Origin of the sequence: Sphingomonas sp. Leaf17 (genome assembly GCF_001421505.1) — a bacterium.
Classification (GTDB): domain Bacteria; phylum Pseudomonadota; class Alphaproteobacteria; order Sphingomonadales; family Sphingomonadaceae; genus Sphingomonas.
Genome location: NZ_LMKL01000007.1, coordinates 22526 through 44232 on the forward strand (window position 1 = coordinate 22526; position 21707 = coordinate 44232).

The 21707-nt window shown below is 67.8% G+C and carries 16 protein-coding genes; 13 read left to right on the forward strand and 3 right to left on the reverse strand.

The window, feature by feature from the left end:
• Positions 1 to 29 precede the first annotated feature (29 nt).
• Positions 30 to 1166, forward strand: a complete 1137-nt coding sequence (locus ASE75_RS11055; protein WP_055933449.1) for a glycosyltransferase — start codon at positions 30 to 32, stop codon at positions 1164 to 1166.
• Positions 1167 to 1252: 86 nt separating this feature from the next.
• On the forward strand, positions 1253 to 2656 hold the full coding sequence (locus ASE75_RS11060; RefSeq protein WP_055933866.1) for an NAD(P)H-dependent flavin oxidoreductase: 1404 nt from the start codon (positions 1253 to 1255) through the stop codon (positions 2654 to 2656).
• A 105-nt stretch (positions 2657 to 2761) separates the two neighbouring features.
• Here the strand turns inward: ASE75_RS11060 and ASE75_RS11065 are convergent, their stop codons facing one another.
• Complete coding sequence (locus ASE75_RS11065; RefSeq protein WP_235512672.1) at positions 2762 to 3040, reverse strand: hypothetical protein; 279 nt, start codon at positions 3038 to 3040, stop codon at positions 2762 to 2764.
• Entirely contained in the window at positions 3031 to 4044 is a 1014-nt protein-coding gene (locus ASE75_RS11070) for a 2-hydroxyacid dehydrogenase (protein WP_055933451.1), read from the reverse strand. The genes ASE75_RS11065 and ASE75_RS11070 overlap by 10 nt, the downstream gene beginning before the upstream one ends.
• A 117-nt stretch (positions 4045 to 4161) precedes the next feature.
• Between ASE75_RS11070 and ASE75_RS11075 the strand changes: the two genes are divergently transcribed.
• Positions 4162 to 4653, forward strand: coding sequence for an SH3 domain-containing protein (locus ASE75_RS11075; RefSeq protein ID WP_055933453.1), 492 nt, complete (start codon positions 4162 to 4164; stop codon positions 4651 to 4653).
• Between the two features lie 96 nt (positions 4654 to 4749).
• On the opposite strand, the gene ASE75_RS11080 is transcribed toward ASE75_RS11075, so the two are convergent.
• Positions 4750 to 5937 (reverse strand): thiolase family protein, encoded by a 1188-nt coding sequence (locus ASE75_RS11080; RefSeq protein ID WP_055933456.1) that lies wholly within the window; start codon positions 5935 to 5937, stop codon positions 4750 to 4752.
• A 143-nt stretch (positions 5938 to 6080) separates the two neighbouring features.
• Here ASE75_RS11080 and ASE75_RS11085 point away from each other — a divergent pair, with 143 nt between their 5' ends.
• The 10 genes from ASE75_RS11085 (at position 6081) to argE (ending at position 21559) form a co-directional block, all read left to right on the forward strand.
• On the forward strand, positions 6081 to 6848 hold the full coding sequence (locus ASE75_RS11085) for a prepilin peptidase (RefSeq protein WP_055933459.1): 768 nt from the start codon (positions 6081 to 6083) through the stop codon (positions 6846 to 6848).
• Complete coding sequence (locus ASE75_RS11090) at positions 6845 to 7273, forward strand: hypothetical protein (RefSeq protein ID WP_055933462.1); 429 nt, start codon at positions 6845 to 6847, stop codon at positions 7271 to 7273. Before ASE75_RS11085 ends, ASE75_RS11090 begins: the two co-directional genes overlap by 4 nt.
• Positions 7274 to 7449: 176 nt before the next feature.
• The gene (locus ASE75_RS11095; RefSeq protein ID WP_443025337.1) at positions 7450 to 9609 is read left to right on the forward strand and encodes a BamA/TamA family outer membrane protein; all 2160 of its coding nucleotides are present in this window, start codon (positions 7450 to 7452) and stop codon (positions 9607 to 9609) included.
• Positions 9609 to 13850, forward strand: a complete 4242-nt coding sequence (locus ASE75_RS11100) for a translocation/assembly module TamB domain-containing protein (RefSeq protein ID WP_055933468.1) — start codon at positions 9609 to 9611, stop codon at positions 13848 to 13850. Before ASE75_RS11095 ends, ASE75_RS11100 begins: the two co-directional genes overlap by 1 nt.
• A gap of 63 nt (positions 13851 to 13913) precedes the next feature.
• On the forward strand, positions 13914 to 15392 hold the full coding sequence (locus ASE75_RS11105; protein ID WP_200922354.1) for a flavin-containing monooxygenase: 1479 nt from the start codon (positions 13914 to 13916) through the stop codon (positions 15390 to 15392).
• 77 nt (positions 15393 to 15469) lie between these two features.
• Complete coding sequence (locus tag ASE75_RS11110; RefSeq protein ID WP_055933472.1) at positions 15470 to 16108, forward strand: CerR family C-terminal domain-containing protein; 639 nt, start codon at positions 15470 to 15472, stop codon at positions 16106 to 16108.
• Positions 16105 to 17226, forward strand: coding sequence for an HlyD family secretion protein (locus ASE75_RS11115; protein WP_082463935.1), 1122 nt, complete (start codon positions 16105 to 16107; stop codon positions 17224 to 17226). The genes ASE75_RS11110 and ASE75_RS11115 overlap by 4 nt, the downstream gene beginning before the upstream one ends.
• A gap of 1 nt (position 17227) precedes the next feature.
• Positions 17228 to 18856, forward strand: coding sequence for a DHA2 family efflux MFS transporter permease subunit (locus ASE75_RS11120; protein ID WP_055933475.1), 1629 nt, complete (start codon positions 17228 to 17230; stop codon positions 18854 to 18856).
• Positions 18856 to 20346: an efflux transporter outer membrane subunit gene (locus ASE75_RS11125; protein ID WP_235512674.1), complete on the forward strand. Its 1491-nt coding sequence runs from the start codon at positions 18856 to 18858 to the stop codon at positions 20344 to 20346. The genes ASE75_RS11120 and ASE75_RS11125 overlap by 1 nt, the downstream gene beginning before the upstream one ends.
• Positions 20347 to 20398: 52 nt before the next feature.
• A complete protein-coding gene (argE, locus tag ASE75_RS11130; RefSeq protein ID WP_055933478.1) occupies positions 20399 to 21559 on the forward strand; it encodes an acetylornithine deacetylase in 1161 nt (386 codons plus the stop codon).
• Positions 21560 to 21707: the final 148 nt, after the last annotated feature.

The window sequence follows — 21707 nt, forward strand, 5'->3', positions numbered from 1 at the left end:
CAGGGGACCATGCGGCTAGGCCCGGTGGCATGGCTGCACCCGTCCACATCCTGCATCTGCATTCGTCCTTTTCGCTGGGCGGCAAGGAGGCGCGCGCGGTCCGGCTGATGAACGCGTTCGGCGGCGCCGCGCGGCACACGATTGTGTCGGGCATTCCCGACGCGCTGGGTGCGCGCGATTCGATCGCCAGGGGGGTGGCGTACGAGATCGCGCAGGACGCGCCGTCGCTGACCGGCCGGCCGGGGGTAGCGCGCTACGAGGCGCTGGCGCGCTACATGCGCCGGTTCGATCTGGTGCTGACCTATAACTGGGGCGCGATCGACGGCGTGATGGCGGCGCGGGTGTTCGGCAAGGGGATGCCGCCCGTCATCCATCATGAAGACGGGTTCAACGAGGACGAGGCCGGCGGGCTGAAGCGCGAACGCAACCTGTACCGGCGGATGGCGCTGGGCGCGGCTAAGGCGCTGGTGGTGCCCTCGCAGGTGCTGGAACGAATCGCGCTGGAGACGTGGAAGCAACCGCGCGAGCGGGTTCACCGGATCGAAAACGGCATCGCCACCGCGCTGTACGCGAAGAAGCCCGATCCGAAGGCTATTCCGGGCTTCGTGCCGAATGCCCGGGAGGTAGTGATCGGTGCGCTCGCGGGGCTGCGCCCGGTCAAGGATCTGACGGCGCTGGTGCGCGCGTGCGGTGGTCTGTCGGGCAGGTTCCGGCTGGTGATCGTCGGCGAGGGGCCGGACCGCGACGCGATCCGCCAGACGGCGGCGGCGATGGGGATTGCAGACCGGGTCGTGCTGCCCGGCTTTCTCGACCGGCCGTATCGCTATGTCGGGCTGTTTGACATTCTGGCGCTGTCGTCGCGCAGCGAGCAGTTTCCGATCAGCGTGGTCGAGGGCATGGCCGCCGGCCTGCCGATCGTGGCCCCCCCGGTCGGCGATATCGGCGTGATGGTCGCGCCGGAGAATGCACCGTTCATCGCGCCCTATCATGGGGAGGTGCGGTTGCGCGACGCGATGCAGCCGCTGGTACTGGATGCCGACCTGCGTGCTCAGGTCGGGGCCGCCAACCGGGCGAAGGCGGTGGCGTATTACGACGAAGGGGTGATGATCGCACGCTACAAGGCGCTGTACGAGTGCGCCATGCGGCGGCCCGGCGTACTGGGGTGATTGGTCAAAACGCTCGCGTGATTGCGTCCAATGGCTATATGGGCCGTTCTTTAACCGACGATCTTGTCTGAAAGGTGTTCGCAGCGGTGTTCAAGGGCCTGAATCCTATCGTGTATAACGGTCGCGAAGTCTGGCCGATCGTCGAGGGCGGCAAGGGAGTCGCGGCGACCAACCACCAGTCGGCGGGGGCCTGGGCCGCGGCCGGGGGTATCGGCACGGTGTCGGCGGTGAACGCCGACAGCTATGATCCCGACGGCAAGATCATCCCGCAGGTCTATTCGGCGCTGACCCGGCGCGAGCGGCACGAGGAACTGATCGATTACGCGATCGAGGGTGCGGTCCAGCAGGTCGAGCGCGCCTATGAAATTGCCGACGGCAAGGGCGCGATCAACATCAACGTGCTGTGGGAAATGGGTGGCGCGCAGCGTATCCTGCACGGCGTGCTGGAGCGCACGCGCGGCAAGGTCGCCGGTGTCACCTGTGGCGCGGGGATGCCGTACAAGCTGTCGGAAATCGCGGCGTCCTATGACGTGAACTACCTGCCGATCGTGAGTTCGGGGCGGGCGTTCCGGGCATTGTGGAAGCGCGCCTATTCCAAGGCGGCGCAGTGGCTGGCGGCGGTGGTATATGAGGATCCGTGGCTGGCCGGCGGGCATAACGGCCTGTCCAACGCCGAGGATCCGCTGGCGCCGCAGGATCCCTATCCCCGCGTGAAGGCGCTGCGCGAGGCGATGCGCGAGGGCGGGATCGCCGACACCGTGCCGATCGTGATGGCCGGCGGCGTCTGGTACCTGCGCGACTGGAACGACTGGATCGACAATCCCGAGCTTGGCGCGATCATGTTCCAGTTCGGCACCCGCCCGCTGCTGACGCAGGAAAGTCCGATTCCGCAGGGGTGGAAATCGAAACTGATGGAGATTGAGGAGGGCGATGTGCTGCTGCACCGGTTCTCGCCCACCGGTTTCTATTCCAGCGCGGTACGCAACCCGTTCCTGCGGATGCTGGAGGCACGATCGGAGCGGCAGATCGCGTTTTCGACGCAAGAAGCCGGCGACCATGTGTTCCAGCTGGACGTCGGCGTGAAGGGCAAGAACTTCTGGGTCACGCGGGGCGATCTGCTGCGCGCGCGGCAGTGGTTCGGCGAGGGCTTCACCGACGCGCTGAAGACGCCTGACAATACGCTGGTGTTCGTGACGCCGGGCGAGAAGGGCGAGATCCGCAAGGACCAGAGCGACTGCATGGGTTGCCTGAGCCAATGTTCGTTTTCGAGCTGGGCGGACAGCGAAACGAACTCGACCGGGCGGCTGGCCGATCCGCGCAGCTTCTGCATCCAGAAGACGTTGCAGGATATCGCGCATGGTGGCGACACCGACCGCAACCTGATGTTCGCCGGCCATTCGGCGTATAACTTCAAGCGCGATCCGTTCTATTCCAACGGGTTCGTGCCAAATGTGAAGCAACTGGTCGACCGGATCCTGACCGGGGATTGATCCGGCGCGGGGGGCGTGAAGGCCTCGCGGCCGTCGTCATGGGAAAAACCCCGGGGCATCGTTGGATGCCCCGGGGTTTTTCCTTGCCCGAAAGAGCGGGTTGGATCAGTCGGCGACGGTGCCCACGACCGCGCCGGCCGTGCCGCCGACCGCTGCGCCTTTTTCGATGCTGCCGCCCGTTGCGGCCGCGACACCGGCACCGCCCGCGCCACCGATCGCCGCGCCGCGCAGGGTCGAGCAGGCCGACAGCGACACGGCCGAGGCCAGGATAAGGGCGGAGACTGCGATCTTCTTCATGGCGTGACACTCCCGATGTCGTTGATAGTCATCGGGGAAATGCAGAACGCGCGCGCAGGTTCCGTTGCCGGTGGCAATCAGGCCCATCCGTCCAGTACCTGATCGGGCGGGCGGTGGCCGTCGGCCCACATGCGGATGTTGGCGATGACCTTTTCACCGGTCGCCATCCGCCCCTCGACGGTGGCGGATCCCATGTGCGGGGTCATGACCACATTGGGCAGCGCGAGCAGGCGCGGGTCGATCGTCGGTTCGTGTTTCCAGACGTCCAGCCCGGCACCGGCGAGGCATCCGCCCTCCAGCGCGTCGATCATCGCGTCCTCGTCGACGATGCCGCCGCGCGCGGCATTGATGAGATAGACATGGGGCCGCATCAGGCCGATCCGGCGCGCATCGATCATATTCTCGCTATCGGCATTGCGCGGCGTGTGGATGGTCAGGATGTCGATTGCGCCCAGCATCGAATCGAGATCGGCGTGCCAGGTCGCAGCCAGCTGCGCCTCCGGCACGGCGGGCAGGCGATGGCGGTTGTGGTAATGGATCGACAGGCCGAAGGCGCGGGCGCGCAACGCCACGGCCTGACCGATGCGGCCCATGCCGACGATGCCCAGCGCCTTGCCGCCGATGCGGTGGCCCAGCATCCCGCCCGGGCTCCAGCCGCTCCACTGGCCCGAGCGGACAAGCTTTTCGCCCTCGGCCAGCCGGCGCGGCACCGACAGGATCAGCGCCATCGTCATGTCGGCGGTATCCTCGGTCAGGACGCCCGGCGTGTTGGTGACGATGATCCCGCGTGCGCGCGCCGCCTTCAGGTCGATGTGGTTCACGCCCGCGCCGTAATTGGCGATCAGTTTCAGGCGCGGGCCGGCGCTGGCGATCAGCGCGGCGTCGATATCGTCGGTGACGGTCGGGACCAGCACGTCGCAATCCTGCATCGCGGCGGTCAGCTGATCGCGGGTCATGGCCACGTCGCCGCGATTGTTGGTGGTGGCGAACAGCGCCTCCATCCGGTCCATGATCGGATCGGCCAGCTCGCGCGTGACGACGACGACGGGGTTGGGAACCGTGGGGTTCGCGGTGCGGCGCGGATCTGGCATGACGACAGGCTTGGCGCGGGGCGGGGTTTGCGTCAACGGTGGTTGAAGCACCGCCGTCGCTGTTGGTAGAAGCCCCGGGTCGATAGAAGCGGGGCGGGCAACAGGGAATTGAGTAACATGCGTATCGTTGCAATGGCGCTGGCGGGGCTGGCCGCGCTCACGCTGGTGGTGGATCCGGGCGTGGCGGCCGACCCGGCGAAGAAGCCGCCCTATTATGCGTCGATCGCGGCCGGGCGGGCGCGGATGCGGACCGGGCCGGCGCGCACCTATCCGGCCAGCTGGCTGTACCAGCGCGCCGACCTGCCGGTGAAGGTGGTGGCGGTGTTCAAGGACTGGCGGCGTGTGCGCGACCCGGCGGGGGAGGAGGGCTGGATGCTCGCCAACCTGCTGTCGGGCACGCGGACCGCGATGGTGACGGACGGCGCGCCGGCCGAAATGCATCAGGCCGCGTCGGACGGTTCCACCCTGTTGTGGCGGGCCGCACCCGGTGTCGTCGGCCGGCTGTCGCAGTGTGGCGGCGGCTGGTGCCGGTTCGACGTGAAGGGGCAGGCGGGGTTCGTGCGGATCGACCGGCTGTGGGGTGTCGAGGCGGGCGAGGCGCTGCCGTAAGGGGGCCGTTCCTTCACCCACGAGCGTAGCAAGGCAATCTAGGGTAGCCCGCTACGTACTGGATCGCTTCGCTACGATCGTGGGTGACGAGGTCGCTTAGTGCATCAGTTCGACCGCGACCGCCGTGGCTTCGCCGCCACCGATGCACAGCGAGGCGAGGCCGCGGCGCTGGCCGGTGGTTGCCAGTGCGGACAGCAGGGTCGCCAGGATGCGCGCACCGGATGCGCCGATCGGGTGGCCCAGCGCGCAGGCACCGCCATGGATGTTGACGGTGTCGTCGGACAGGCCAAGGTCGCGGATCGCGATCATGGCGACGGCGGCAAAGGCCTCATTCACCTCGAACAGGTCGATGTCGCTTGCAGCCCAACCCGCGCGCTCCATCGCCTTGCGCATCGCGAAGACGGGCGCGGTGGTGAACAGCGCCGGGGCGTGGGCGTGGGCGGCGTGCGCGACGATGCGGGCGACAGGCGTCAGGCCAAGTCGGTCGGCGACGCTGGCGCGGGTCAGGATCAGCGCGGCGGCACCGTCCGAGATCGACGAGGCGTTGGCGGCGGTGATCGTGCCGTCCTTCGAGAAGGCGGGCTTCAGCGTCGGGATCTTGGCGACGTCGCCCCTGGCCGGCTGTTCGTCCAGCGTGATCGATTCGGTGCCCTTGCGCGAGGTCACGTCGACCGCGACGATCTCCCGGTCGAACGCGCCTGAGCCTTGCGCGGCCTGCGCCCGCTGGAGTGAGCGGATCGCGAAATCGTCCATCTGGCCACGCGTGAACTGATAATCGGCGGCGGTGTCCTCGGCGAAATTGCCCATCAGCTTGCCGGGCTGATACGCATCCTCCAGCCCGTCGAGGAACATGTGGTCGTGCAGCGTGTCGTGACCGATCCGCGCGCCGGCGCGGTGGCGTTTGGAGAGATAGGGCGCGTTGGTCATGCTCTCCATGCCGCCCGCCACCATCAGGTCGGCCGACCCGCTCCCGAGCGTCTCGGCCGCCATGATGACCGCCTGCATTCCCGATCCGCACATCTTGTTGACGGTGGTGGCGGAGACGTGATCGCCAAGCCCGGCATTGATCGCCGCCTGGCGCGCGGGCGCCTGACCCAGCCCGGCGGGCAGCACGCAGCCCATGTAGATCCGTTCGACCAGCGCCGGATCGACGCCGGCGCGGTCGACCGCGCCGCGCACGGCGGCGGCCCCAAGCGCCGTCGCGGTCACGCCGGACAGGCTTCCCTGAAACGATCCCATCGGCGTGCGGGCATAGGACAGGATGACGATCGGGTCGGCGGCCATGGGTCTCTCCGGTAGTTTTTCTGGTTGAGCGCGTCTGTAGAACCGCCGCGCGCCGATGACAAACGGGCCGGCGGCGGAGTAGGGCCGACCGATGGACAGCTTGACCACCGCAACGGAGTTTCGGGCGCGGGGAGGTGCGGTTGATGACGGATAGTACGCTGGTCGGGCCACTGGTCTGGGCGACGGCGATTGGCGTGCTTGGCGCGATCTTCGGCAGCTTCATCGCGGCCCTGCTCGTGCGGTGGCCGGACGGGCGGACGATGGGCGGTCGGTCGGCCTGCGATTCATGCGGGCGGACGTTGTCGGCGCTCGATCTGGTCCCGATCGTCAGTGCGATCGCGCTGCGCGGGCGGTGTCGTGGGTGCGGGACGGAAATCGCGCCGCTGCACTGGCGGGTCGAGGTGCTGGCGCTGGTCATCGGTGCGGTCGCGGGGTGGGTCGCGCCGGGCGGCGTCGGGGTGGCGGGTGCGGTGTTCGGCTGGCTGTTGCTGGCGCTGGGCGGACTGGACCTCATCACGTTCTGGTTGCCCGACCGGTTGACCGGGATGCTGGCCGTGGCCGGACTGGTCGGCGGCGTGGCGGGGCTTGCGCCCGACCTGTCCGATCGGCTGATCGGTGGTGTGGCGGGGTTCGGCGCGCTGTGGCTGATCGCCTTGGCCTATCGCCGGGTGCGCGGGCGCGAGGGCATGGGCGGGGGCGACCCCAAGCTGCTCGGCGCGATCGGTCTGTGGCTGGGATGGCGGATGCTGCCGGCGGTGCTGCTGCTTGCCTGCCTGATCGGGCTGGGCGTCGTGCTGGCGATGCGGATCACGGGGCGGGCGGTCGCGGCGGATACCGCCCTGCCGCTGGGGACGCTGATGGCGGTTGCGGCTTACCCGGCGTGGGTTGCCATGATAGTCGTCGCGTCATGATCGCAGCACTCATCCTCCCGTTCCTGATTCAGGCGACCGCCGCCCCGGCCATTACGGGCCTGCCGCTGGGCGCGATCGGCAAGCAGGCGCTGCCGGCCAGGGGCTGTGCCGCCTATCTGTGGAGCGCAGGGGCGGAGAATGCGCTGGTGGCGATGGCGGTCGCCGATCCGGCGCAGCTTCGCCTAGCGATCGACGGAACGGTTGCCGATTACGCGCGGACGTCCCAGAGCGGCGGCGGCGGATTCGGGTTTGCCGGCGTCACCGAATATCGCGGCGGCGACGTGACCGCGACGCTGGACATGGCGATCGCGCCGCGTGCCGGCCTGTCGAACGGCGCGGCGGTGCCCGAGGGAACGTTACGGATCGACCGTCCCGGCAAGGACGGTGTCGTGGTGCCGGTCGCGGGCCTGATCGGCTGCGTGTGACGGCGACGCGGCGACGGGGGGCGGACAAGAATCATCACCCGTTTGCAACCTTTTGACCGCAGAACGGTTGCGTTGAAGGGGTAAGTCAGATGTACGGCGCTCCTGTACGGGTATCCAGAAGGGGCGTTACTGGCGTGGGATTGTCGAATCGACGGCTGTATTGGCTGGCCGTAGCCTTGACGGTCGCGGTGGCTCCGACCGTGCCCGCCGTGGCGCAGATCGCCAGCCCCGGCACGGCTCCGGCCAAGGGGCCGGATGCGCCCCGGTCCAAACCGTCCGATCCGGCAACGGTTCCCGCGACCGGTCCTGACGCACCGATTGTCCCCGAGGCCGAGTTCGACGCGGCGCTGCCCCCGCTGAGCAGCGACCTGAATGCGCCGCTGGAAACGATGGCGCCGTTGCCGCCGCTCCAGCCGGCGACCACCACGCCCGCGCCGACCCCGTCGCCAGCCACGCCAGCGTCGCCTGCGGCCGGATTGCAGGTCGGCCAGTCGGCATCCGCCATCGCGCCCGAGGATCCGGAGCTGGCACGGCCGCTGGCCCCGATCGCCGCTTTTGACACCGCGCCGCTGGAAACCGCCGCGGACATCAAGGATCGCGACGCGCCCGAGATCAAGTACGAGACGGTCGTGAAAGGCCTCGACGAACTTGAGCTGACCGATGCGTTCAAGGGGCTTTCGGCGCTGCGCGAGGGCAAGGGCGAGGCGGCGAACGCAACGCAGGTCGCGGCCCGCGCGCGCGAGGACGAGGCGCTGGCGGTGCGGCTGATGAAGTCGATCGGTTATTATGACGGCTCGGCGATCTCGACGATCGAGCAGATCCCGGAGACGCCGGGCAAGCTGCGCGCGATCGTCAGCGCGACGCCGGGGCGGCTGTATTCGCTGTCGTCGGTGACGATCAACGCGCCGGCAACGGTGCCGGCCGACCTGATCCGCAGCAGCCTGCCGTTGAAGGTGGGTGATCCGATCGCCGCCGCACGGATCCAGGGGGCCGAGGCCAATGTCGCGCTGGCGCTGCCGCGGCAGGGCTATCCGTTCGGCAAGGTCGGCGAGCGCGACATCCTGCTCGACGACGTCACGCCGACCGGGGCCTATACGCTGCCGGTCGAGACCGGGCCGCGATCGTCATTCGGGCAGATCACGACGGCGGGTGACGCGGTGTTCGACCTCGACCATCTGAACGTGTTCCCCCGGTTCAGGACAGGCGAGCTGTACGACAATCGCCGCGCGGACGACCTGCGTGATGCGTTGGTCGCCACTAGTCTGTTTTCGACCGTGACGGTCGTGCCGCAGCGGACCGGGCGACCGGGGCCTGACGGGACCGAGCAGGTCGACCTGCTGGTGACGCAGAGCAAGGGCAAATATCGCTCGCTGTCGGGGCTTGCAGGCTATTCGACGGGGCAGGGCTTTACGGTTGAGGGCAATTTCACCCACCGGAACCTGTTTCCGCCCGAAGGCGCGCTGATCGCAGGCGCGGTGGCGGGCACGCAGCAACAGGGGCTGTCGGCGACGTTCCGCCGGTCCAACGCGGGCAAGCGCGATCGCACCGTGTCGCTGATCGCGTCGGCGCTGCGGCAGGATTACGACGCTTATGACGCGCTGACCGCGACGATCGCGGGCAAGGTCAGCTATGATTCGACGCCGATCTGGCAAAAGAAGTTCACCTACGCCTATGGGTTCGAACTGGTCGGCACGAACGAAAGCGTGTTCGACTTCGGCTTAGGCGACCGGCGTCGCGGGACGTACTTCATCGCGGCCCTGCCGGGGCAGGCGATGTTCGACCGGTCGGACAGCCTGCTGAACCCGACCAAGGGATATCGTCTGAAAATCAACCTCAGCCCGGAAACATCGGTGCGCGGCGCGGTGCGACCCTATGTCCGCGGCATGGTCGAGGCGACGGGCTATTATCCGGTCGGCGAGAGCCTGGTCATTGCCGGGCGTGCGCGCGTCGGCATGATCGGCGGGATCGAGCGGGACGATCTGGCCCCGTCGCGGCGCTATTATGGCGGCGGCGGCGGGTCGGTGCGCGGTTACGGCTATCAGCGGCTCGGGCCGCTCGATCCGCAGGGCAATCCGGTCGGCGGACGGTCGCTGAACGAGTTCGCGCTGGAGGCCCGCTATCGCTTTGGCGATTTCGGCATCGTGCCGTTCATCGACGCGGGGCAGGCCTATGACAGCAGCACGCCCAAGGGGTCGGACCTGCAATATGGCGCTGGCATCGGCGGGCGCTTTTACACCAATTTCGGGCCGATGCGCGTCGATGTCGCGACGCCGCTGAACCCGCGACCGGGCGACGGCAAGGTCGCGCTCTACATCTCGATCGGGCAGGCATTCTGATGGCCGAAGACACCTTGCCCGCGAACAGCGAAGCGACGGACACCGCAGCGGCAAAGCGCCCGTTATGGCAGCGGGTGGTCAAGTGGATCGGCATCGTCCTGCTGACCATCGCCGCGCTGCTGGCGATCATCGTGTTCGGGATCAACACCGATCCGGGGCGGCGGTTCGTCGCCGATCAGCTGGGCGGCTATACGACCGCGTCGGGGCTGAACATCAAGGTCGGGCGGATCGACGGGTCGCTGTACGGCGCGATGACACTCAGCGACGTGCGCGTGTCGGACCCAAAGGGCGTATTCCTGACCAGCCCGAAGATGGCGGTCGACTGGCGGCCGTTTGAATATACCAACAATCATATCGACGTACGGTCGCTGACCACGCCGCTCGTGACGCTGGCGCGGCAACCGCAATTGCTGGCGACGCCGAGCGATCCCAACGCGCCGTTGCTGCCCGACCTGGACATCGATATCAACCGGCTGGTCATCGACCGGTTCGTCATCGGCAAGCCGGTCACGGGGCAGACGCATGTCCTGAAGATCGCGGGGCAGGCGCATATTGCCGACCGCCGCGCACAGGTGACGGCTGACGCGACCGCACTGCGCGCGCCGGGCGTGGCCGGCGGCGACCGGCTGAAGCTGGTGCTGGATGCGGTGCCGGAGAAGAACCGGCTGGACCTGAACGTGAAGCTGACCGCGCCGGTCGGCGGCGTCGTGGCGTCTATGGGTGGGCTGAAGGCTCCGCTGACGGTCAGCGTCGATGGGCGCGGGACTTGGGCCGACTGGAAGGGGCGCGCGCTGGCGACGCTTGGCGGCGGCGAGCTGGCGAATCTCGCCGTGACGTCGCGGTCGGGGAAGATCGCGGTGCGTGGGATGACCCGGCCGGGGTTGTACATGGAGGGGCCGGTCGAGCGGCTGACCGCCGGCGGCCTTGACGTCGCGATCGACACGACGCTGAACCAGCGCCGTGCTGATACCGTGGCCAGGCTGCGATCGACCGCGCTGGCGGTCGATGCCAGTGGCGCGCTGGATTTCGGCACGAGCCGGTTCGGCAATTTCGCGGTCGATGCGCGGCTGCTGACGCCCGGTGCGATCGCCGAGAACCTGAACGGGCGCGATGTCGCGGGCCGCGTCGTGCTGGACGGCGCGTTCGCGACACCGACGGTCGACTACAAGGTGCGCGCGGCCGCTGTCGGCTTTGGCGACATGGGCGTGCAGGATCTGTATGCCGAGGGGCGCGCGACGGTGAACGCCGACCGCATCCTCGTGCCCCTGCGGGCGCGGGCACGCAGGGTGACAGGGCTGAACGCGGCCGCCGGTGGCCTGCTGACCAACGTGTCGGTCGCGGGTGATCTGGCGATTTCGGGCGTCAATATCCTGTCGGACAATCTGCGGATCCGGTCCGACAAGATCGACGCGACCGCGATCGTCGTCGCGAACCTTTCGACCGGGCGCTACACCGGTGCGCTGAAAGGTCGGATCAACGACTACCGCATCGACAGCATCGGCATCATCAACCTGACAACCGACGCGAAGCTGGTGACCGCGCCAGGCGGCGGGTTCGGCATCACCGGCCGGGTCGTCGCGCAGACGTCGCGGATCTTCAACGATGGCGCCAAGACGTTTCTTGGCGGCAACGCGATCGTCCGCGCGGACGTGGGCTATGATCCGCAGGGGATCATCACCTTCTCGCGTGTGCGGCTGAACGCGCCGCAATTCCGTATCACGGCCGGCTCGGGTCGGTATGATCCGGCGGGCGGCATCCTGTTCCAGGCGGATGGGTATTCGACGCAATACGGGCCGGTGACCGCGCGGGTGACGGGGACGGTACTGAACCCCGTCATCGTCCTGCGTCTGGCGCGACCGGGCCTGGGTGTCGGGCTGAACGGCTTGCAGGCGCGGATTGTCGGGCGCGGCGGATCCTATGCCGTCGTCGCGAGCGGCGGGACCGATTATGGTCCGTTCACCGCCGATGTGATCGTGACGCCGGGTACGCAGCTTGCGGTCGACCTGCGTCGTGTGACCTTTGCCGGCGTGAACTTCACCGGGAGGGTGGTGCAGACCGCTGCCGGCCCGTTCACCGGACAGGTGCAGTTCGCCGGATCGGGGCTGAGCGGCACCGCGCGGCTGGGCGTGCAGGGCGGGTATCAGGCCGCTGCCATCTCGGCGCGGGCGAACAATGCCCGGATTCCGGGAGCGGTCGACTTCACGATCGGTCGCGCGATCATCGACGCCAATGTCGTGGTGTACCCGAATGCGCCGCAGGTGGTGGCCGACGTCCAGATCGCCGACATGCGCTATGGCGCGGTCGTGCTGTCGACGGGTCGGGCCAAGGTAAACTACACCGGCGGTCGCGGCACGGCGCAGGCGGTGCTGACCGGATCGAACGGCGTGCCGTTCAATCTGGCGGTCAATGCGCGGCTGTCGCCCAACGATTATCTGGTGGCGCTGAAGGGTGCTGCCAACGGCATTGATTTCCGTACCGGCACCCCGGCGCGGATCCGGGCGGCGGGCGGTGTGTACACGCTGGCCCCGACCCGGATCGATTTCGGGCGCGGGACGACCGGCGGGTCGATGCGGCTGGCCGGAACCTATGGTCAGGGGCTGAGCGCCAAGGCACGGCTCGATCGGCTCGACGTGTCGGTACTGAACGCGCTGATCCCCAATCTGGGGGTTGCGGGACAGGCCACCGGCAGCCTCGATTTCACGCAGGGCAGCAGCACGGCATTCCCGGATGCCGATGTGCGGATGACGGTAACCAACTTCCAGCGGACCGGTCTTGCCGCCGTGTCCAGCCCGGTCGATATCGTGATGGCGGGCAAGGTTTCGCCGTCGGGTGCGGACATGCGCGCGCTTATCAAGCGGGGGCCGATGGTGGTCGGGCGGATGCTCGCTGCCCTACGCCCGGTGCCGGCGGGGGCGGGATCATGGTCGACGCGACTGATGGCGGCACCGCTGTCGGGTGGCTTGCGGTACAATGGGCCATCGGCGGTGCTGTTCAGCTTTGCCGCGTTGCCGAACCAGCAGCTGACCGGACCGATCGCGGTGGCGGCGGACTTTTCGGGGACGGTCAACGCTCCACGGGTCAACGGGCTGATCCGCGCCGACAACCTGACCTATGACAATGAGGTGTATGGCACCCGTCTGAGCAGCATGCGGCTGGCGGGGCGGTTCAACAACGACCGGCTGGAGATCACGCAATTGCAGGCGCGGGCCGGCAAGGGCACGGTGCAGGCGCAAGGCTCGATCGGTCTGGCGGCCGATACCGGCTATCCGATTAACATCCAGGCCAAGCTGGACAATGCGCAACTCGCCAAGAGCGATGCGCTGGGCGCGACGGCGTCCGGGACGCTGGCGATCACCAACGGTCCCGACGGCGGGCTGATCCGTGGCGACCTGACCATCCCCGAGGCACGCTACCAGATCATCCGTCAGGGACAGGCCGAGGTGCCCGAACTGACCGGTGTGCGGCGCGAGTCGGACGCGGTCGTCGCGCGCCCGACCGATCGGCCGAAACCGGCGCCGACCGGCCTGTTCAAGCTGGACCTGCGGGTGCGTGCGCCGAACCAGCTGTTCGTGTCGGGCATGGGGCTGGAGTCGGAATGGTCGATGGACCTGCGGGTCGGCGGCACGTCGGCCGCGCCGACCGTGGCCGGCGGGCTGGACCTGATCCGTGGTACCTACAGCTTCTCGGGCAAGCGGTTCAACGTCGACCGGGGACAGGTGCGGTTCCGCGGGGCGGCATTGACCGATCCGGACATCAACATCGCCGCGTCGACCACGACCAACGGCATCACCGCGACCATCCTGGTGACGGGCACGGGGCAGAACCCGCAGTTGAGCTTCACCTCCAATCCGACGCTGCCGCAGGACGAGGTGCTCAGCCGTCTGCTGTTCGGCACCAGCCCGGAGAACCTGTCGGCGACCGAGGCGATCCAACTGGCCTCCGCGCTCAACTCGCTGCGCGGGTCGGGCGGGGGTGGCCTCAATCCGCTGGGCAAGCTGCGCTCGGCGACCGGCATCGACCGGCTGCGGGTGCTGGGCGGGGATGACACGACCGGCCGGGGTACGTCGCTGGCGGCGGGCAAGTACCTGACTGACAACATCTATATCGAGATCATCACCGACGCGCGCGGGTTCACCGCCACGCAGCTGGAGATCGCGTTGTCACGCACGTTGAGCGTGTTGTCGTCGACGGGATCGTTCGGCGGATCGAACGTCAGCCTGAAATATTCGCGCGACTTCTGATGCGTGGGTGGACATCTTGCGCCGCATACCGACTGGAACGATCGGTATGCGGGCGGAGACGGCATGACGGCTGAGCATTTCGACGTGGTGGTGGTGGGTGCCGGACTATCGGGTATCAGCACCGGCTATCACCTGCAGGACCGCTGCCCGGATCGCAGCTATGTGATCCTGGAGGCCCGGGCGGCGATGGGAGGAACGTGGGACCTGTTCCGCTATCCCGGCATCCGGTCGGATTCGGACATGCACACGCTGGGCTTTTCGTTTCGTCCGTGGACCGCGGCGAAGGCGATCGCGGACGGGCCGGCGATCCGCGACTATGTGAACGAGACGGCGGCGGCATACGGGATCGACCGGCATATCCGGTACAACACGCGCGTGCTGCGCGCCGACTGGTCGACCGAGGACGCGCGCTGGACGGTCGAGGGCACGGGGCCGGGCGGCGATCCGGTGGCATATAGCTGCAACTTCCTGTGCATGTGTTCGGGCTATTATGATTACGCCAGGGGCCATGCGCCGGTCTTTCCCGGGCAGAAGAACTTTGCGGGGCGGATCGTCCATCCGCAGTTCTGGCCCGAGGATATGGATCACGCCGGCAAGCGTATCGTCGTGATCGGCAGCGGCGCGACCGCGGTGACGCTGGTTCCGGCGCTGGCGAAGACCGCGGCGCATGTGACGATGCTGCAGCGGTCACCAAGCTATGTCGTATCGCGGCCATCGCGGGATCGGTTCGCCGACTGGCTGCGCGCGAAACTGCCGGCAAAAACGGCGTATGGCCTTACCCGGTGGCGCAACGTGCTGATCGGCATGGCGCTCTACAAGCTGGCAAGGGCGCGACCGGTCGACGTACGGGCAAGGATCACCAAGGCGGTGCGCGCGCAGCTTGGGCCGGACTATGACGTGGCGACGCACTTCAACCCGCGATACGACCCGTGGGATCAGCGTATCTGCCTGGTTCCCGATTCCGATCTGTTCGTGGCGATCCGGTCCGGCGCGGCAACGGTCGTGACCGATACCGTCGACCGGTTCACACCGGGCGGGATCCGGACCGGGACGGGGACGGACATTGCCGCCGACATCATCGTGACCGCCACGGGGCTGGACCTGCAATTGCTGAGCGGGATCGTGTTTCGGATCGACGGGGTGGAGCGCGACCTGGCGCGGTCGCTGAACTACAAGGGGATGATGTTCTCCGACGTGCCGAACATGGCATCGACCTTCGGCTATGCCAACGCATCGTGGACGTTAAAGGCGGATCTGACGGCGCTGTACGTCTGCCGCCTGTTGAACGTGATGCGCAAGCGCGGGATGCGGCAGGCGACGCCGCGCAACGACGATCCGTCCGTGCGCGAGGAGCCGTTCCTGTCGTTCACCTCCGGCTATGTGCAGCGCGCCATCGACCGGATGCCGCGACAGGGCAGCAGGAAACCGTGGCGGATGAACCAGAATTATGCGCTGGACCTGATGGCGCTGAAATACGGGTCGGTCGACGACGCGATGGTGTTCTCCAACCCCGAGCCGACCCGGTCGCGCGCGTCGGCCTGAGCGCTCTACTGTAGAGCGGGACAGACATGACGTGTTTGTCATTTGAGCAATTCGTTCGATCGAACTAACGACGGCGGGTGATCCAGACCCGTCTTCTCGACATTGCGCTGCGCGAGTTCGGCCTGAAGGGGCCGGAAGGCGCTAGCACGCGGGAGATTGCGAGGGCGGCGGGCACGGCGATGTCGTCGATCACCTATCATTACGGTGGCAAGGACGGGCTGTATCTGGCCGTCGCGGATCATATCGCAGCGCGGATGGCCGAGGAAATGGGGCCGGTGCTGGACACGCGCACATCGCCGGTCACCGGCGATCCGGTCGTGGCCCGGGCGCACATCCACGCGGCGCTGTCACGATTCGTCGACAAGATGGCCAGCGACCGCAATTCGGACTGGAGCTTGTTCCTGATCCGCGAACAGATGCGCCCGACGCAGGCGTTCGACCGGATCTATGGCGGGGTCATGGGCCAGATGCTGGACATGCTGGCCGACCTGATCTGCGTGACGGCGGGCGTGGCGGACCGGCGCATGGCGCGGATCGTGACGATCACCCTGATCGGACAGGTGGTGACGCTGCGCGCGCAGCGGGCGACCTGCCTGCGGTTGCTGGAACGCGACGAGATCGGCGACGACGACCTCGTCCTGCTCAAGGCCCGGATCGCGGCAAACATCGATGCAATTCTCGATCGGCTTCGGGCCGAGCAACAGGGGCTTTCATGAGCGACGTAACCGAGGGCGATCAGGACCAGCCGCACGATGATCGCGATGATGATCGCGAGGACAGCGCCCCCAAAAAGCGGCCGGTCACCAGCAAGCCGCTGTTCTGGATCATCCTGGTCGCGGTCGTGGCGGCGATCGTCGTCGGATCGGTGCTGTACTGGCTGCACGCGCGCCAGTTCGAATCGACCGACGACGCCTTTGTCGACGCGCATATCGTGCGGATCGCGCCGCAGGTGGCCGGCACGCTGGTGCAGGTGGCCGATGTCGACAACCGGCATGTCGAGGCGGGCCGGCTGCTCGCGGTGATCGAACCGTCGGGGCCGGAGGCGCAGTTGTCCGAGGCGAAGGCCGGCGTGGCGCAGGCCGCCGCGCAGGTCGAGCAGGCGCGCGCGCAGGTCGCCTCCGCCCAAGCCAACGCCGCGCAGGCCGCCGCCGCGGCGCGCGTTCCGCTGGCCGCCGCCGACAAGGCGCAGCAGGATCTGGCGCGCTATCAGGCCTTGCTGCGGCTCGATCCGACCGCGGTCGCAGGGCAGCAGCTGGACGCGGCCCGTGCGCAGGCGCGATCGACCGCCGCCGATGCCGCCGCCGCGCAGCGTCAGGTGACGAGCGCGCTGGCCCAGGTGACGGTCGCGCGGCGTCAGATCGGCGCGCAGCAGGCGGTGGTCGATGCCAAGCGTGCGCAGGTCAAGCAGGCCAATGTCACGCTGGGCAATCTGCGCCTCGCGGCCCCGGTGTCGGGGCAGGTGGTCAACCGATCGGTCAACCTCGGCTCCTATGTCGGACCGGGCACGCAGCTGATGGCGATCGTCCCCGACCGGATGTGGATCACCGCCAATTTCAAGGAAACCCAGCTTCAGCGGATGCGCCCGGGCCAGCCGGTGAACATCGAGGTCGATGCGTTTCCCGGCGTCGAGTTTCACGGCCATGTCGATTCGATCCAGCGTGGCGCGGGGCAGGCGTTCGCGCTGCTGCCGCCGCAGAACGCGACCGGCAATTATGTGAAGGTCGTGCAGCGCGTGCCGGTGCGGATCGAGTTCGACGTGAAGAACGGTCCCGATCCGCGCCGCTACGCGATCGGTCCCGGCATGTCGGTCGTCCCCACCGTCAAGGTGCGCTGACATGGCCGGTGCGGCTCCGGTAGCCAAGCAGGGGGCGGGGGCATCGCATGAATGGACCCCGGCGCGGTCGGCGGCCGGGCGCTACAGCCCGTGGCTGATCGTGTCGATCATCAGCATCCCGACGTTCATGGAGGTGCTCGACACCTCGATCGCGAACGTGTCGCTCGATCACATTGCCGGCGGGCTGGCGATCACGACGGATCAGGCGACCTGGGTGCTGACCAGCTATCTGGTCGCCAACGCGATCATCATTCCGATTTCCGGCTGGCTGTCCGACGCGATCGGGCGGAAGCGGTATTTCCTGTTCTCGATCGCGCTGTTCACGCTGGCATCGCTGCTGTGTGGGATCGCGCCGAACCTGACCACCCTGGTTATTGCCCGCGTGTTGCAGGGAATCGGCGGCGGTGGTCTTGCCCCGGTCGAACAGTCGATCCTGGCCGATACGTTTCCGCCCAAGCAGCGGGGGATGGCGTTTGCCGCCTTTGCCATCGTGGTGGTGGTGGGACCGGTGCTCGGGCCGACGCTGGGCGGGTTCATCACCGAACATTCCAGCTGGCACTGGGTGTTCCTCATCAACGTGCCGGTCGGCATCGCCGCGTTCTTCCTGGCCGACATCTTCGTCGATGAACCCGATGCGGTGAAACAGGACCGGGCGGAGAAGCTGAAGGGCGGGCTGAAGATTGATTACTGGGGCGTGATCTTCGTCGTGCTGGGTCTCGGGTTCCTCGAACTGACCTTTGATCGCGGCGAGCGCGAAGACTGGTTCTCCAGCCCTTTCATCATCACCACCGCGATCATCTCGGCGACCGCGCTGATCGCGCTGGTCATCCGCGAACTGACGATCGACGATCCGGTGGTCGACCTGAAGCTGCTGAAGAATCGCAACTTCGCGATCACGGTGTCGCTGATGGGGCTGACGGGTATGATCCTGTTCGGCACCACGCAGCTGATCCCGCAGATGCTGCAACAGGTGCTGGGCTACAGCGCGCTCGATGCCGGGCTGGCACTGACCGCGGGCGGATTCGCGACGCTGATCGCGGTGCCGTTCGCGGGCAAGCTGGCGGGCAAGGTCGATGTCCGGTTCCTGCTGTTCCCGGCGCTGATGATGCAGGCGGTCGCGCTGTGGAACATGTCGCACTGGACCGCCGATATTGCGTTCGGCGATGCCGCGTTCGGGCGGCTGTTGCAGGCGGCGGCGCTGCCGTTCCTTTTCGTGCCGATCAACGCCATTGCCTATGTCGGCTTGCGGCAGAACCAGACGGCGCAGGCATCGAGCCTGCTCAACGTGTTCCGCAATCTGGGCGGTACGGTCGGCATCTCGTTCGCGCAGACGCAACTGGCGTCACACCGGCAGAGCGAGCAGGCGGTGCTGGTCAATGGTCTGAACCCGCTCAACCCGAACTACAACGACTGGATGGCGCAGGCGACGGGTGCGTTCAGCAGCGTCGGCGACGCAACCCGAACGGCAACGGCGGTGCTGTATCAGCAGATGCAGCGGCAGGCGACGATGCTGGCGTTTCTGGACGTGTACCGGACGTTCATGATCGTGGTGCTGGTGCTGGCCCCGCTCGCGCTGTTCCTGAGGGTCAGGAATCCGGGCGGCGGCGCGCCCGCTGGAGGAATGCACTGATGATTTCGCGCATGGTTCTGACGGGCGCGGCTACGCTGGCGCTGGCCGCCTGCACGGTCGGCCCGACCTATCGTCCGCCCGAAGCCGGCGTGCCGTCTGCGTTTGCCGAACCGCGGGCGCCCGCGGGTGCCTCGGTCGATCCGGCGACGTGGTGGCGGGCGTTCGGTGATCCGACGCTCGACACGCTGGTTCGACGCGCGCTGGCGGACAATCCCGACATGGGAATCGCCGCGTCGCGGGTGCGGCAGGCGCGGGTCGAGGAAATCGCGGCGGGTGCGATCGGCAAGCCTGTGGTCAATGCCTCCGCCAATGCGAGCCATATCGAATTCAGCAAGAATGCCGGATTTTCCCAGCTTGCGCGCGCGTTCTCGGGCGGCGGCGACACCGGCGGTTCGGGGAGCACGACGGGCATTGCCCTGCCCGGATCAGGCATCACGACCTTTGCCGCCGGGTTCGATGCGAGCTGGGAACTGGACCTGTTCGGCGGTGGCCGACGTCAGGTCGAGGCGGCGCGGGCGCGGACCGAGGCTGCGGAATGGAGCCGGCGCGATGCGGCGGTGACGCTGGCGGCCGAAGTCGCACAGGCCTATTTCGCGCTGCGCTTCGATCAGGCGCAGGTGGCGATCGTCGAGGCCGAACTGGCCAACCAGCGCCGGGCGCAGGCCATCGCCGGCAATATCGCCAAGGTCGGTCTGGTGCCGCAGATCGACGTGACGCGGCAGCGCGGACGGATCACGACGACCGAGGCGCGACTGGAACCGATCCGGGCGGACGCACGGGTACGGATGCATGCGCTGGCCATTCTGGTCGGCAGCGCGCCGGACGCGCTGACCGGCACGCTGTCCACGCCGCCGGCGGTGTTCCCGGTGGCTCCGGCGATACCGGCCGGTCTGCCGTCGGACCTGTTGCGCCGGCGACCGGATATCCGCGCGGCCGAACGGCGGCTGGCGGCATCGAGCGCGGACATCGGGATCGCGGTCGCCGATCTGTACCCGAAATTTTCGCTGACCGGCATTGCCCAGCTGATCTCCACTTCGCTGGCCAGCCTGTTCGCGTGGGACAGCCTGCAACTGACCGGTTCGGGCGCGGTATCGTTCCCGCTGCTCGACTGGGGCCGGCGCAAGGTCACGGTCGAGGGCCGCAAGGAGGCGGCGGAGCAGGCCTATCTGACCTATCAGTCGACCGTGCTGGGTGCCCTGCGCGATGTCGAGGATCCGTTGGCACAGATTGATGCCGAGCGTCGGCGGCGGGCCGCGCTGGAGCGTGCGCTGGCCGATGCGGTGTCGAGCGCGAAAGCGACCGAGGCGCAGTACCGGACCGGCTTCGTCGCGCAGGACAGCCTGCTGATCGCGCAGACCGACGTCCTGACCGCGCGCGAGCAGATCGCGGCCAGCGACGCGCAGTTGCGGCAGATGACCGTTGCGCTGTTCAAGGCGATCGGTGGCGGCTGGTCCGAGAACATGGCGGTGCCGACGCGTCCGGTTCGCTGACGGGCACACGCCGGGGGCTTGCCGGTGCCGCGCGTGCGCGTAGGGTAGGGCGATGACCGACCTGACCGCGCGGGCGACCGCCATCCTTGCCGACCTGATCGCGTTCGACACGACCTCACGCGGGTCGAACCTTGCGCTGATCGGCTATGTCGAGGCGCTGCTGGCGCGGCGGGGGATCGCATCGCGTCGGGTGGCCAATGACGATGGCAGCAAGGCCAATCTGTATGCGAGCGCCGGGCCGATGGCGGCGGGCGGCATCGTCCTGTCGGGCCATACCGACGTCGTGCCGGTCGATGGGCAGGCGTGGCGCAGCGATCCGTTTACGCTGACCCGGCGCGGCGATCGCCTGTACGGGCGCGGGACCTGTGACATGAAGGGGTTCCTCGCGCTGGCGCTGGCGGCGGTCGAAACCGATGCGCCGCTGGTCCGGCCGATCCATCTCGCCTTCTCCTATGACGAGGAGGTCGGGTGCCTTGGTGCGCCGTCGATGATCGCCGAACTGGTCCGCGTGCTGCCGCCGCCGGCCGCCGTCATCGTCGGCGAGCCGACCGATATGGTCGTGGTCAGCGGGCACAAGGGGATCTCGACCTGGACCGTGACGGTCACGGGCCATGAGGCCCATTCCAGCCTGACGCATCTGGGGCTGTCGGCGAACATGGTGGCGGCCGACCTGATGCACCGGCTGGTCGCGCTGGCCGCGCGACTGGAGGCGGAGGCAGACCCGCACTCGCTGTTCTGCCCGCGCCATGCCACGCTGACCATCGGGCAGGTGTCGGGCGGCACCGCGGTCAACATCCTGGCGCGGGAATGTACCTTCATCTTCGATGTGCGGACGCCGCCGGGTCAGGATCCGGACACGATCGTCGCGCCGTTCCTGGCCGCCTGCGCCGAGGCGGATGCCGCAGCAAAGGCGCGGTTCCCACACGCCGGGGTGGTCGTCCGCCGCCGGTCCCGGACGCCATCGTTCGCACCGGAACCGGATGGCATGGCGGAGCGGATTGCGCGCGGTCTGGCGGGGGATAATGGCCCGGCGCGTGTCGTTGCCTATGCGGCGGAGGCCGGGCAATTTCAGGGAGCGGGATTTTCGACCGTCATCTGCGGTCCGGGTTCGATCGAGCAGGCGCATCAGGCCGATGAATATATAGAAACCGCACAGATGGCCCGGGGCAGTGCTTTCATGCAGCGTCTGATCGCCGCGTCAATTCAGGATTGATGGCGGCACGCCGCAATAACGAAAATCGATCCGGACCCAACATGGCCAGTATATACCGGGCCAAGTCCGGATCCGGATCGACCAACGATTTACCAGGGGCGAATATGATCACCGTGGATCAGCGACAGAATGAACTTCAGCATAAGAG

Bases quoted from the DNA above. Each gene is read 5' to 3' on its own strand.
- ASE75_RS11055 (WP_055933449.1), top strand. From the start codon at position 30: ATGGCTGCACCCGTCCACATCCTGCATCTGCATTCGTCCTTTTCGCTG.
- ASE75_RS11065 (WP_235512672.1), bottom strand. From the start codon at position 3,040: ATGGGCCTGATTGCCACCGGCAACGGAACCTGCGCGCGCGTTCTGCAT.
- ASE75_RS11070 (WP_055933451.1), bottom strand. From the start codon at position 4,044: ATGCCAGATCCGCGCCGCACCGCGAACCCCACGGTTCCCAACCCCGTC.
- ASE75_RS11075 (WP_055933453.1), top strand. From the start codon at position 4,162: ATGCGTATCGTTGCAATGGCGCTGGCGGGGCTGGCCGCGCTCACGCTG.
- ASE75_RS11080 (WP_055933456.1), bottom strand. From the start codon at position 5,937: ATGGCCGCCGACCCGATCGTCATCCTGTCCTATGCCCGCACGCCGATG.
- ASE75_RS11085 (WP_055933459.1), top strand. From the start codon at position 6,081: ATGACGGATAGTACGCTGGTCGGGCCACTGGTCTGGGCGACGGCGATT.
- ASE75_RS11090 (WP_055933462.1), top strand. From the start codon at position 6,845: ATGATCGCAGCACTCATCCTCCCGTTCCTGATTCAGGCGACCGCCGCC.
- ASE75_RS11100 (WP_055933468.1), top strand. From the start codon at position 9,609: ATGGCCGAAGACACCTTGCCCGCGAACAGCGAAGCGACGGACACCGCA.
- ASE75_RS11105 (WP_200922354.1), top strand. From the start codon at position 13,914: ATGACGGCTGAGCATTTCGACGTGGTGGTGGTGGGTGCCGGACTATCG.
- ASE75_RS11115 (WP_082463935.1), top strand. From the start codon at position 16,105: ATGAGCGACGTAACCGAGGGCGATCAGGACCAGCCGCACGATGATCGC.
- ASE75_RS11120 (WP_055933475.1), top strand. From the start codon at position 17,228: ATGGCCGGTGCGGCTCCGGTAGCCAAGCAGGGGGCGGGGGCATCGCAT.
- ASE75_RS11125 (WP_235512674.1), top strand. From the start codon at position 18,856: ATGATTTCGCGCATGGTTCTGACGGGCGCGGCTACGCTGGCGCTGGCC.
- argE (WP_055933478.1), top strand. From the start codon at position 20,399: ATGACCGACCTGACCGCGCGGGCGACCGCCATCCTTGCCGACCTGATC.